The organism is Pirellulaceae bacterium, assembly GCA_029243025.1.
Lineage (GTDB): Bacteria > Planctomycetota > Planctomycetia > Pirellulales > Pirellulaceae.
The window spans coordinates 1,127,765-1,141,308 of the sequence record JAQWSU010000045.1; the positions used below are offsets into that span (position 1 = coordinate 1,127,765).

The window sequence follows — 13,544 nt, forward strand, 5'->3', positions numbered from 1 at the left end:
TTCTGATACAAAGATCCAGAAGTCGCGATTCAACTGTTGAGGGCCGAGCTACAAAAACCTCTATGGCAAATTGGCAGTTGTAACCAACTCCCCTTCATGATCACGAAGACCGAGGTCGTTAAGTTATGAGCAGAAAGAGCAGTTGGTTCACCCCGTTTTTATTCTTCATGGTGTTAGCTGGGGTCGCGAATGAACTTCGAGCAGAATTTCGTTTGGCGACATTTCGTTGTGACGTGACGATACCGATTGGCCATCGTTGCATGGGGGTCTTGCCAACCAAGTCGAAAACCATCACTGACCGACTTTACGCAAACGGTTTTGTATTGCTAAGCCAGGACAAACCGGTGGTTGTCTGCGCGGTGGACTGGTGTGAAATACGAAACGGCTCCTACGATCAATGGCGTGATGCCCTGGCAAAATCGGCAAATACAACTCGCGAACGCGTGCTGGTTTGTTCGTTGCACCAACATGACGCACCCGTCACCGACAAAAACGCCGCAGACCTGCTCCGAGCAGCCAACTTGACCGGCGAACTCTACGACGAACCTTTCCATGACGATGCCGTAAAACGCGTTGCCAATTCGCTCGCTACCAGCTTGAAACACGCCCAAACAGTCACCCACCTCGGGATGGGACAAGCCAAGGTGAAACGCATCGCATCAAATCGTCGAGTGGTGATGCCGAGTGGGCAAGTGATGTATAGCCGTGGTAGTCGGAGTGGGAGCGAAACGTTTCATCGCCAAGCAGCCGACGGCGAGATCGATCCATTCTTAAAGACCATCAGCTTCTGGACGAATGAGCAGCCACGATTGGCGTTACACGCTTACGCAACCCATCCCATGAGCTATTACGGTGCGGGAGAAGTATCCGCTGACTTTGTCGGACTTGCTCGTGAACGACGACAGCGAGATGATCTATCGATAAAACAGATCTATGTCTCCGGTTGCAGCGGCGATGTGACTGCGGGCAAATACAATGACGGCAGCGCCGACAGTCGACTGGCTCTGACAGAACGACTGTACAACGCCATGGTCACTGCCTGGAAGAACACGCGCCGAGTCCCCTTAACCCAGGTCCGCTTTCGCAATACTCAGTTCGAATTAGACTTCCACCCTGACCCGTCCCTCTCGGAAAAAGCGCTAGCAAACGTACTTGCTGATGATTCGAAAACGGTCGAGACTCGTATACTCGCGGCGATGGGACTGGCGAGTCGACAGCGAGTTGGCCGCCGTCAGAAAATCGACATGCCTTGTCTCGATTTGGGTGAGGCCAAACTTCTGCTGTTTCCGGGTGAGTCCTTCGTAGGCTACCAACTTCTGGCGCAAGAAATGTGCCCCGAGTCATTTGTCCTATCCATTGGATACGGAGAATGTTGGCCTGGCTATATCCCGACGGAATCCGCGTTCCGAGATGCTTTCCATGACAAATGGCTTTGGGTAGCGCCCGGTTCAGAAGCCCGAATTCGCCAAGCGATGGCCTCTGTGTTATTGCCCAACTAGCCACGTGCTTGGCTGACATCGGCAACAAAATAACAGCGACAAACAATCATGGCTTCCTTCGACGCATCTCAGCGTCGAAAGTGCAACGATTCACGAGTTCCAGATCGCCTTCATTCACTCCTGCGGAGGATGTCCCTTTCTTGGAGAAGGTCACGCTCAGGCGAATATCTGGCCTACGAAAGAGAGCAAGGAATTGGTTTGACACTGGTATCCCACCAATACAAATAACACTTTTGAAAATTGATGTGGGTAACTGCTGAGCCCTTATCGCACATGAGAGATGTCAGTAGGCCGATTTTTTCCGTCAAGAACAATCAGTGGGGACTGCAACTTAGCTTTTACTCAGTGTTTCTATTTCTTCTTGAATCAACGAGACATTTATTCACGTCAACAACAAAGGAACATCAACATGAAATTCGTCTTCACGGGGTGCGTTCTACTCTGCCTATCTGCCTTTACTCTGGCTGGTGAACAAACAACCATTGAGATCCCATCTGAATCGTTTACGGTCAAAGGAAAACTGCGGAACGTAGAACTCACCGACCAAGGTGGAGTCGTTACGGTATCGGGAGTTGCGGGAAAATACGGTCGCGTTTTTATCACTTACAAGATGAAGCCAAATCCTAATTCTCCTTCTCAGGGATGCTTTACTGGCAGAGGTTTCGGCATCGACGATGAGGGAAAAAGCGAGTCAGCTACCCGCCAAGGAGTTTGGAAGCGAGAAGGAACAAAATACACCATGTTGTCTCTTGATGATTTAACCGATGGCACTCAAAATTTGTGCAAATCCATCCTTGATGTGGCTACTGAAGAGTTTGAAATGACTTTCTATCCCATGCCATAGCACCCATTTTTGCCTCTGAACTGTTGCTGCCAAGCCAAAAACCAGCTGGGAAACACTGATCAGGATGCGATACGTATTCCGATGACAATTCCCGGATCGACACTTTGGAGCCATCAGTTCGCTCAACTTGATCAATCCCGGTTTTCAAAACGCTGGCAATCTGCTGAGCTGCGCTACATGAAGCACACTCAGCTCAGAATCTCACGAATCACCCTGCCATAGTCGAGTTCCAATCGCTTTCTTCCCGGGAAATTGAGCCGTCGATTATCAAGACCGAGCAAATGCAGCACGGTGGCATGCAAATCTGTCACATAATGGGCGTCCCCCAACGCATGGTAACCGAGTTCGTCAGTTTCCCCGTGAACATGCCCCTTCTTGATCCCGGCACCGGCCATCCAGATCGTGAAGCCATTCGGATGATGGTCTCGCCCCGTCAGTCCACCGGAACGTTTTTCGAGTCCCGGTGTGCGACCAAATTCGGTGCAAAACACGACCGTCACTTGATCCAGCAGCCCCCGCTGCTTTAAGTCTTTGATCAATCCGGCCACGGGCTTATCGACCGTTTGGCAAAGCCGCGTGTGGTTTTCACGCAGCTTTTGATGTGAATCCCAGACCCCGTACGGCGAGGGAAACACTTGCACAAATCGCACACCTCTTTCCACCAAGCGCCGAGCTACGAGCAATCGCCCGGCCGCCAACTCCGTCGTCTTCTCATCCAAACCATAAAGTTGCTTGGTGGCCTCCGATTCATGGCGAAGGTCCACCGCTTCGGGAACAGCTGCCTGCATGCGGAAGGCAAGTTCATAAGATCGAATCCGAGCAATCAACTCCTGGTCCTGCGGATATTCGACTGCTGAGAGCGTGTTCAGCTGATGAATCAGCGCGAATTCAGCTTGCTGAGCTGCAAAGCTTTGACCACTCTGTCGCTGACCAAACGGCAACGGATTTTTCGGGTCGAGTGCAATGGGTACACCCGCATGCTGCGGCCCCAGATACATCGAATCGATTGACAGCCGCGTATCGGAACGAGTCGGCCCCCCCAAAACGGTGAACTTCGGCAGATTGTCGTTGATCGCACCAAGACCGTAATGCACCCAGGAACCGATACTCGGTTCTTGAGGATCCAGCCGATGCCGGCCGGTGTGGATCTGATTTTCAGCCGCGTGATCATTGTCTGTCGTCCACATGTTCCGAACGAAACAGAGATCATCAACGTGCTGAGCTAAGTGCGGCCACCAATCTGTTACTTCCATGCCCGATTGACCATACTTTTTCCAGCCGACCTGCATCGGGAAAATGGTGGGATAAACGTCTCTCACATTGATCTCTTCTGCCGCAACGGAGCGAAATCGCTGCTCGTGAAGCGGGGATTTCAATGGATTTTCCAATGGCGTCTCATCAAATGTCTTGCCGGCATATTTGTTCAGTGCCGGCTTAGGATCGAACGTTTCCACATGGCTATATCCGCCCGATAAGAATATCCAGATGATCGACTTCGTCTTGGGCAGGTAGTGCGGCATGCCGTCAGGTGAACGTTCGCGAGGATCCTCGCTGGCGCGGACGATCCCATCTTCGGCCAACATTGCACCGAGTGCGGCACCGGTAAATCCCATACCCAGATCGGACAAAAATGCTCGTCGCGTCGACCGATGACGAACGTTTTGATTCAGCAGGTTGGAATGAATCATATCATCACCTTCATGAGTTCACCGAATCGTGACAAACTCGTTGTGGTTCAGTAGAGAGCGAACAAGACTCTGGTAAGCAGCCGTTTGAATCTTCGGGATCGATGCTTCGCCCGCTGCCTCGAAGGATCGGATCTCAATTTGTTGATTGATCGCCGCGATGCACAATTGTTTTTCTTCGGGGGTGGGCGTTTTTGAGAGAATCTGTTCGAACAGATCGACAATGAGCTGTTCTCGGCTTGAATTGGGATTTTGTTGCTGCCAAGCACCGACAATTTCTTCACTCACTTGATGCACTAACTCACTATTGGTTAATGCGAGTGCCTGCTGAGGCACGATGCTACGTGTGCGGCGATAACATTCGAGTGGATTGGGGGCATCGAACAACGTGCTCAGTTGATTTGCGCCTCCATCTTCCGGGAAAACTTCGTAGTACAAGCTACGGCGATACGTGTTGAATGCCTGATCATTTTCGAGCGGCTGCCCTCCGATGGTCGCGTCCAAGATTCCACTACAGTGGAGCAGACTATCGCGTAAAACTTCCGACTCCATCCGTCCGGAATTCATTCGCCAAAGTAGTCGATTATTTGGATCGACTTCCATGGGAGCGTTTTTGCTTATCCCATTGTCCCAGGTCGAATCAACACTAACATTCGATGACCGGCGATAGGTATCACTCGTAACGATAAGTCGATGAAGATGTTTCATACTCCAGCCCGCTTCGATCAACTCGACCGCGAGCCAATCCAGCAGTTTCGGATGGGTAGGCTCAGCACCATTGCGGCCAAAATCATACACGGTCGCGACCAACGGCTGGTGAAAATGTCGCATCCAGATGTGATTAACAGCGACTCGCGCGGTCAGCGGATTATCCCGATCAGCAATCCAATCGGCCAGCGCTCGCCTTCGCCCTGTACTTGTTCGCGGGTAGACCTCGCTGATGGGAGTATATGTCCAGGTCATATCACGGGGACTGTCTTCACCGGCTTGCGCAAACTCCTGCTCGGCCACGGCAAGCTGATCTTGCGCCAAAGCAATTTGTTTGGGTCGTTTTTCATCGTCGGCAGATAGCGATTGGGCACAAACGAGTGCATATTTTTTCGCCATCAGTTCCGCTTCGAATTTGCAAAGTTTTGCCTTTCGCTCAAGCTCGCTGGCGGTTCGAGTCAACACATCGGAGTCGGCATCGACCCTCTCCCCATACTTCGCTCGATCAGCAGCAATCCGCGCTTCCACACTTGCCAGTTCTGCACGAGCTGAAGCGAGACGAGCTTCCAAGCTTTTCTGTCGAGCTGAAACAACGTTGGCGTCCTCTGGAGGATCGTTGTGAGCTCCCGCCAGCAGCAATTCGGATAACTGATCATATTTCGACTTTGACAATTCCAACTTCTGCCGAGCATCGGCCAACACGGCCGCTTGCATTTCCGGGTCAAATCCCGGGTACCATCCCCGCACGGGTAAGTTAACTGGTTTGACCTCACGACCGTTTTCGGAGAGAAACGAGGGAACGCCCGGGCGAATCGTACCACGCTGTTTAACACGATTACGCTCGTCGCCGTCGGTGTAGAACCAAGTTGGCGCATCCGGTGTTTTGTCAAACACGCGAACAGCACCAAGTCGCTGAATCTTTCGCAAGGTGCTGTACTCGTAATCTTGAAATGGCCCGGGATCCGCCTCACCACGAACGCGATCTTGTCGCACGTACATTGGCTCAAAAAACGCTCGCAAGCGAAAGTAATCTTCCTGACTGATCGGATCATATTTGTGGTCATGACAATGAGCACAATTGAAGGTTAAACCCAAAAATGCCTTACCAGTGTGTTCGACCGTGTTTCGCATCCAGTCATTTGGATTGAGAGCATACCAGTTGCGGATCAAATAGCCCGTCGCAACCGTGGCATGCGAATCCTCAGGCATGATCTCATCGGCAGCCAGCATCTCCCTAAGCATTTGATCGTAGCCTTTGTCTTCGTTCAAGGAACGAACAATCCAGTCCCGCCAACGCCACACCTGCGGTGCGCTGTTCCATACATCGGGTACGTTTCGCCGACCATACCAATCACTGTATCTCCAAACATCCATCCAATGGCGGCCCCATCGTTCTCCGTATCGCGGATCGTTCAACAAGCGATCGACAACCTGTTCATACGCGTGATCCGAGTTGCTATGAAGAAATCGATTGAGCTCCGTACGAGTCGGCGGAACACCAATCAGGTCGAGATAAACCCGTCGCAATTGAATCTGCTTTGGTGCGTGGGATTGCGGCATCAAGTGGTGTGCAGCCAACTGGCCGTTAATGAATACATCGATTGGATTGCCCACACGTTCGATGATTGGTTGGCGTGGAAGATCAACCGATACTTGGACCGATCGAACAGGCCGCGAACCCGGCACCGCCGGACGCTGCAAAGCACGAAATGACCAATGATCGCGCGGATTTGCTTCCGGCTCTTCGTTTTCGGGTGACTCTGCACCCTGGCGGATCCACCGTCGCATCAGCTCAACTTGCTCGCTGGTCAGCGGTTCGCCATCCGGCGGCATCCGTGCTGAATCATCTCCTGTCAAAACTCGCTCGATCAGCAAACTCTCATCCGCCTTCGCCGCGACCACGACAGAACCGCTGTCGCCACCCAGGCGAATCGTTTTGCCCGTGTCGAGTCGCAGCCCCGCCTCTTGCTTCAGCCCGCCGTGACAAGCATAGCAGCGTGTTTTTAGAATTGGCTTGATTTGTTTTGTATAATCGACCGTTGACTGGGAGCAAGCAACGCTCGCAGACCAATGAATTATCAAAACCAACGTGCATCGAAATGCTTGATTCTTATTAGAAAAGAGCAGCATCGTTGGGTGAACACAGCGAGTCCCGGTCGACGTTATCTTCAGCGTAATCATTGTTGGCTATCAATGTTCGATGGAAAATAAAAACGAACGGTAGTGATCAACCCATTTCATCACCACGTGACCATCAGCTTACCGCAAGCGAACGCATGGCGAAACAAAACACCCCAAATCAATTCGCAAAGTGGCTGCTCGGGTGGCTTTCCATCTGGTTTGCGACTGCTTTTGCAGCTCCCCCCTGCGTTGCACAGGGTTTTTCGCCCTCGGAATCACTTCGGCAAATGCAGCTCGCCGATGGTTTTCGCGTGAACATCATCGCTGCGGAACCGCTTGTGCGACAACCTGTCGCGATTGAATTCGACGATCGCGGCCGTTTGTGGGTAATTCAATACTTACAATATCCCAACCCAGCTGGCCTCAAACGTATTCAGGTAGATCGTTATTCGCGGACAAAATACGATCGCATTCCTGCACCCCCACCGCATGGTCCACGCGGAGCCGATCGGATTTCTATTCTGGAGGACACCAATCGAGACGGTCAAATGGACTCCAGCAAAGATTTCATCGGCGGACTGAATTTAGCTTCCGGAATCGCCTTCGGCCACGGAGGTGTGTTTGTGCTCAACGTGCCTTACTTGCTCTTCTATCCAGATCGCAACCGCGACGACATACCCGACAGCGATCCAGAAGTTTTATTAACTGGTTTCGGGATGGAAGATGCGCACAGCGTCGCCAATTCGCTCACCTGGGGACCTGACGGCTGGCTTTACGGTTGCCAAGGAAGTACGGTCACAGCGCGGATCCGCGGAATCGAGTTTCAACAGGGCGTCTGGCGATATCATCCTGTAAAAAAACAGTTCGAACTGTTTTGCGAAGGCGGCGGAAATTCCTGGGGATTAGACTTCGATGCAGTTGGCAACCTGTTCTACAGCACGAACTACGGCGGCTACGTGCTCTTACACGGAGTACAAGGTGGTTATTTCGTCAAGTCGTTTTCGAAACACGGCAATCTTCATAACCCGCACGCTTACGGCTATTTCAATCATGCCCCTCACGACAACTTCTACGGCGGACATGTGACCGTTGGAGGTATCGTCTATCAGGGAAACACATTCCCCGCTTCCTTCCGCGGAAAGTATGTCGCGGCTGACCTGCTTGGTCATGGCGTGTACTGGCATGAAATCCAACCGCACGGATCAACGGTCAAGACGGCCCACGGGGGCGAACTATTGGCCAGTGATGACCGTTGGTTCGCACCGACCGATGTCACGACGGGACCCGACGGATCGGTTTATGTGTCCGACTGGCATGACGCTAGAACAGCACACCCGGATCCCGATGCAGACTGGGACCGGTCAAATGGTCGCATCATTCGCATCTCCTATGCAACGCAGGCAAGTTCGGTAAGTGTTGATCCTCCTGCTATCGACATCGCCCAACTGCCAACGAAAAAACTGCTCTCCCTCCATCAGCACAAAAATCAATGGTGGGTTCGTAAAGCACGAAACGAATTGGCCAATCGAAGCACACGTGCGGGCCATCTTGGCATGGATTTATCTGCAATTCAAAAAACACTGTTTCATCAAGTATCAACAGCCCAAGATCAAGTCACAGCTCTAGAATCGCTCTGGACACTCGAGGTAACCGGTGGACTCAACGAGGCACTGGCCAGTCAACTGCTCCAAAGTCAGCACCCAGCCGTACGACTCTGGGTGATCCAACTGCTCGGTAATAGAGCAACACTGTCTGATGCTTTTGCTCATCGTCTCAACGAATGCGCAGAACAGGAACCGGTCGTTGAGGTACGTCGCCAATTGGCCTCGACCGCAAAACGCTTACCCGCGCGGCACGCAGCTCCGCTCATCTATGCCAACATGATCCGGGACGTCGACGGGAACGATCCCTATCTCAACCTATTGTGGTGGTGGGCAGTCGAACATCACAGCATTCGTGGGCGGGAGGAAATTCTCAATCGTTTCGTTCGGCCGAGCAACTGGGAATCACGACTGGGTCGTGAGGAATTACTCCCGCGTTTGATCCGACGTTATGCGGCCGAAGGCGGCGACGACGGATTATCTGCCGTCGTTCGTTTACTTGCTTCCGCTCCCGATAATGAAGCACGAGAGCCACTGTGGCAAGCGATCCTCGCAGGCTGGCACGAACAACACTCCGATGATCATGCCGTAGCAATCGCCCAAACCCATGATTTTTCGCGGATCGTTATCCAAGCCTGGAAGCAGCGACCCGCTGACCTCCACCTCACTGAGCTTGCCGTTGCTTTACGACATCGTGCTGCGATCGATGTGACGATCCGCGATGCGTTTGACGATTCGATCGATCTTTCTCGACGTGTGGGCCTGCTGAAGATCCTGGCAAAAGTTCAGCCTCAACAGATTGTTGAGCCAGCGCTGGCGTTGGTTTCATCAAGCAATCCAGAACCGATCCGACAAGCAGCACTGAAAGTGGTTTCTCAGCTCGAATCCCAAGCCGTCACAAACCAGTTGATACGCCTGTTACTCTCCCGCGAGAATCAGGCTTTTCATTCGCAAGTTATCGATATCCTCGTGTCCCGTCGCTCCTCCGCAAGCGGCCTACTTGCCGCAGTGGAAGACGGCAAGATTCCATCTAAATCGATTCCGCTCACGCAAATTCGTCGAGTGACACTATTCAACGATCGGGGCTTAAATTCGATCGTTGGCAAATACTGGGGCAAAATGAAACCTGTCAGCCGCGGTGAACAGCTTGCTGAAGTGCGACGCCTGAATAACGACCTTCGAGCCGGGACAGGCAATTTGGCCAATGGCAAAGCCCTCTTTAAAAAGCAGTGTGCATCCTGTCACAAACTGTTCGGAGAGGGATCGACCATTGGCCCCGAGTTAACCACCGCAAATCGCGCCGACCGCAATTTCTTACTCATCAGCCTTGTCGATCCGGACGACGTGATTCGCAAGGAATACACGAGTCTCGTGGTCGAAACCAACGATGGCCGATTTTTAACCGGAGTACGCATCAATCATGATCCGGCGACAATTACGTTGGCAGATGGAAAAAATGAGCAACAGATCACGGTCCAAACTTCTGAGATCAAAAACATCCATGAGTCTCCAATTTCCCTGATGCCAAAAGACCTTTATCGGCAATTTAACCCTCAGCAACTGAGAGATCTGTTTCGATACCTTGAATCCGAAACAGGCCAATCTGTCAGGAGCCAACCATGAAGATTCTTTGTTTACTGCCATTCTTCGGTCTGTTGTTTTGCGTCTGTCATGCTCACGCTCAACAAACAGATCAGAAACTACGAATTTATGAGAATCGGCTACGCCAAATCAAAGAGCCTAAGCCTTTGCTCAACGACCATCCTGAATTTTTTGAACCGATCATTGAGCGAACTCATTTCGAATCGCCACCCCTAGTGATCGACGAGCCTGCAAATCTGAATGTCCGAGCTTGGCGGTTTTCCTACAACGCGCGTGGCATCATTGAGATCCCCAATCATCTCGATGCAAAACGAACCGCGGTGATCATGGTGCACCCTTGGGGGATCGACGACGGCCAAGGATGGAACACACCCGAACCGGCTGGCGTCGCGGACTTCTGCACAAAGGAAAAAAATCACTTCGCGGCTCGTCACACCCGCTCAGTCGTGCGGCCCTTCATCAACGCCCTCCGAGATCATGTGGGGTTGGTGATGTATAGCTTGCCTGGCAAGCAGGATTCGATTCGCAAGAAACTCTACCGATCATTTCAACACACCCCGAGCTTAGCCGAACGCAATCGCGGAAAAATCGAACTCAGAGATAAATTGAACCGTTTTAACTACGAGGGCAAATCACTTCCGCAGACGGTGACGCTATCGAACGACAAACCGGTCGCCGACTATTTTCGGCAATTCCCCGGACTCGATGCCGGAGAGAAGTACAATAACGCTGGTTTTTGGGATTTGCCCATTCCCGTCACGCGCGATGTGGACGTCGATCCCAACGACGTCGTCATCTATGACGCGGAAGGGTACGAGCCACTGAAAAAGTTTCTAATCGCCAACGGAATCCACCATATCTTGCTGACGGGATATGCAACCGACATGTGCTTCTGCCGCACAACCGCAGGCTACGAAAACTTGTCGAAAGACTTCAACGTCTTTCTCGTCGGCGACGCGTCTCTCGCTACGTTTCCCTCAAACGCGTCACCTCGATTTGCCGTCAATGCGGCGATCTCCTACGCCGCTCTCAACCAGCTGATTACTCAGGTCTCCTGGATCAGCTTGGCCGATGTGGAGGAATAAACATCGTGACAAATAACTTGCACCCTCGTCGTGTTGCTACGGATGCAAATCCTGACGATTGCCTAACTCGCAGACGTTGGATTAGCGAAGGTGCGGCTGCGACGGTGGCCGGCCTAATTTTCCCGACTCTCTCGACCCGCATTTCCTCGGCTGCAGAACCGCGCAAGGCACAAATCGCAATCACGCTCGACCTCGAAATGAGTCGCAATTTTCCCAACTGGGCAGATACTTCCTGGGATTATGAAAAAGGAAATCTCAATGAAGAAACAAAGCGGTATTCGGTCGAAGCAGCCCACCGCGTCAAAGATGCCGGCAGCGCAATTCACTTTTTTGCAGTGGGTCGAGTTCTGGAACAGCAAAATGTCGATTGGCTACGACAACTTGCGGAGCAGGGTCACCCCATCGGCAACCACACCTATGATCACGTCAATGTCCTGGCAAAAACAGTGAACGACGTTCAGTTTCGATTTCAACGATCACCCTGGTTGGTCGAAGGCAAAACACCAACTGAAATCATTCGGGAAAACGTACGTTTATGTAGCATTGCGATGAAGAGCCGTTTGAAAATCACGCCTAACGGTTTTCGGACACCTGGCGGTTTTGCTACCGGGCTGAAGAGCCGACCAGACGTCCGATCAATGCTGCAAGAACAGGGCTTCGATTGGGTCAGCAGTCTCTACCCGGCTCATCGATATACAAAACCAAAGCAACGGCCCGACGCCCAAATCATGAAAAGCATTCTCTCAGCGCAAGCGAATGCACAACCCTTCGCCTATCCCGACGGATTGGTAGAGATCCCTATGAGCCCCATTAGCGATATCGGAGCATTCCGCACAGGCCAGTGGAAACTGGAATGGTTTCTCGATGCGATTCGTGAAACGATCGAATGGACCATCGACAATCAGGCAACTTTCGACTTCCTGGCGCATCCATCCTGCCTCTACGTCGTCGACCCAACCTTCAAGTCAATCGAACTGATCTGTGAACTAGTTGAGAAAAATCGCCAACGAGCGACGCTCGTTGATTTGGGCACCATTGCCCGGCATTTCACCGCCTAGAACATTACGTCCTCAACCCGACACAATTCACCCCAGTTGTTTTGTTTCCGTTTGCATACTCACAGTGTTATGATCATCAGTCATAATACTTCACTTTCGCCTACACCTACGAGCAACGCCCGATCTAGCCTGTAAATACAAGGGTTTCTGAGCCACCATCAGCTACCTACGCGATTCGGCCCATTTGGGAACACTTTCGTTGGGGTGTTCCCTAATATACTCATGACGCCGCACAGTCCATTTCATGGACAACTCTGCGATGAACTGATTTACTGCGGACGTGCAACCACAATTCAAACGACAGGGGAAACGATGAGAACGCTATTCACGACTGCGATGCTCTTCGCTGTCACAACCACTGCCAACGCCGACATAATGTCGTTGGGCGGAACACTGGGCGGAACAATTCAAGGATTATTCACTCCGGTAGGCGGCAGGGTTATCTACGAGCCTGACACCGGGGAAGTCGTTGGTGCTCGGATGTCCTACGATGGCTATTTCCGAACGTGCAAGTTTGATGACGCAAACGGTTGGGTAAATCCGCTGACAGGCGAGTTCTATTTAGAAATCGGCTTCCACGATCCGTACAAGAGGTGCTCGTGGACCGATCCGGAGAACCCACTGCTCCAGGCATACATGAACAGTGAGGGATACTACCAGCAAGCCTGGAGGGGCGGGGATCCCGGAACAACCACCGTCCATTGGCGTTACGTCACATTCTCAGTCCCGGAGCCGTCAAGCATTACGTTGATGGCACTCGCTGGGCTGTTCTTGCTCCGTTTCAGAAGGCCCTGACAACTCACGGGTCATTTGCTGTACAGAACTCTGCCAAGATGGTTTACTGGTGGACGTGCTACACACTTCAACGGCACGAGGGGGAACGGATGAGAACGCTGCTTGCAATCGCCTCCATCCGATGGAGGGGAATAAATTCTGGCGGTTGAGTAATTCAGCTAGCGCGTTAACCAGCTTTATGAGCAACGTGCGATTCAAACCCGAAGCGAGGGTTACCAGAGACGATGGAAGAGATGGGTTACCCGTGGACTTGGTAGGTGGGCTGAACGGCTGAGGGCTTTTGACGACGAAGACGCCTGCCTGGCTCATGAAGCTGGCGGAATAACGGCCGACGTTTGCTTCGTTCTTTCGCGTGATACACGCACCCAGGTTTCTCAATCGCGCGCCGCCTACGGCGGCCAAGAAAAAGGGTAAAAGGTAGAAAGGGAAAAGGGTTATTTCCTCGCCCGCCTTCTTCGCCAACACAAACCGATTCCACCTAGCACGGCCCAAACGGCTAGCGAGCCGGGCTCTGGCACACTGGCGGGAGAGGAAAGACTTGCGACT

General features: G+C 52.2%; 8 protein-coding genes. 6 read left to right on the plus strand and 2 right to left on the minus strand.

The annotated features are described in order from the left end of the window. The first annotated feature begins 125 nt into the window (after nt 1–125). Together P8N76_23055 and P8N76_23060 are read left to right on the plus strand one after the other, a co-directional pair. The gene (locus tag P8N76_23055; protein MDG2384566.1) at nt 126–1,499 is read left to right on the plus strand and encodes a hypothetical protein; all 1,374 of its coding nucleotides are present in this window, start codon (nt 126–128) and stop codon (nt 1,497–1,499) included. A gap of 409 nt (nt 1,500–1,908) precedes the next feature. Continuing rightward, on the plus strand, nt 1,909–2,343 hold the full coding sequence (locus P8N76_23060; protein ID MDG2384567.1) for a hypothetical protein: 435 nt from the start codon (nt 1,909–1,911) through the stop codon (nt 2,341–2,343). A gap of 188 nt (nt 2,344–2,531) precedes the next feature. Here P8N76_23060 and P8N76_23065 read toward each other — a convergent pair whose 3' ends face one another. Both P8N76_23065 and P8N76_23070 read right to left on the minus strand, forming a co-directional pair. Beyond that, entirely contained in the window at nt 2,532–4,031 is a 1,500-nt protein-coding gene (locus P8N76_23065) for a DUF1501 domain-containing protein (protein ID MDG2384568.1), read from the minus strand. A gap of 18 nt (nt 4,032–4,049) precedes the next feature. Beyond that, nucleotides 4,050–6,917: a DUF1553 domain-containing protein gene (locus P8N76_23070; protein MDG2384569.1), complete on the minus strand. Its 2,868-nt coding sequence runs from the start codon at nt 6,915–6,917 to the stop codon at nt 4,050–4,052. Nucleotides 6,918–7,012: 95 nt separating this feature from the next. Here P8N76_23070 and P8N76_23075 point away from each other — a divergent pair, with 95 nt between their 5' ends. The 4 genes from P8N76_23075 (at nt 7,013) to P8N76_23090 (ending at nt 12,998) form a co-directional block, all read left to right on the plus strand. Continuing rightward, nucleotides 7,013–10,081: a c-type cytochrome gene (locus P8N76_23075; protein ID MDG2384570.1), complete on the plus strand. Its 3,069-nt coding sequence runs from the start codon at nt 7,013–7,015 to the stop codon at nt 10,079–10,081. Beyond that, nucleotides 10,078–11,145 (plus strand): isochorismatase family protein, encoded by a 1,068-nt coding sequence (locus P8N76_23080; protein ID MDG2384571.1) that lies wholly within the window; start codon nt 10,078–10,080, stop codon nt 11,143–11,145. Before P8N76_23075 ends, P8N76_23080 begins: the two co-directional genes overlap by 4 nt. Before the next feature lie 5 nt (nt 11,146–11,150). After that, nucleotides 11,151–12,203, plus strand: a complete 1,053-nt coding sequence (locus tag P8N76_23085) for a polysaccharide deacetylase family protein (GenBank protein ID MDG2384572.1) — start codon at nt 11,151–11,153, stop codon at nt 12,201–12,203. 312 nt (nt 12,204–12,515) lie between these two features. Further along, entirely contained in the window at nt 12,516–12,998 is a 483-nt protein-coding gene (locus tag P8N76_23090; GenBank protein ID MDG2384573.1) for a PEP-CTERM sorting domain-containing protein, read from the plus strand. The last annotated feature ends 546 nt before the right edge of the window (nt 12,999–13,544 follow it).

Bases quoted from the DNA above. Each gene is read 5' to 3' on its own strand.
- P8N76_23075 (MDG2384570.1), top strand. From the start codon at position 7,013: ATGGCGAAACAAAACACCCCAAATCAATTCGCAAAGTGGCTGCTCGGG.
- P8N76_23090 (MDG2384573.1), top strand. From the start codon at position 12,516: ATGAGAACGCTATTCACGACTGCGATGCTCTTCGCTGTCACAACCACT.
- P8N76_23060 (MDG2384567.1), top strand. From the start codon at position 1,909: ATGAAATTCGTCTTCACGGGGTGCGTTCTACTCTGCCTATCTGCCTTT.
- P8N76_23065 (MDG2384568.1), bottom strand. From the start codon at position 4,031: ATGATTCATTCCAACCTGCTGAATCAAAACGTTCGTCATCGGTCGACG.
- P8N76_23080 (MDG2384571.1), top strand. From the start codon at position 10,078: ATGAAGATTCTTTGTTTACTGCCATTCTTCGGTCTGTTGTTTTGCGTC.
- P8N76_23070 (MDG2384569.1), bottom strand. From the start codon at position 6,917: ATGATTACGCTGAAGATAACGTCGACCGGGACTCGCTGTGTTCACCCA.
- P8N76_23055 (MDG2384566.1), top strand. From the start codon at position 126: ATGAGCAGAAAGAGCAGTTGGTTCACCCCGTTTTTATTCTTCATGGTG.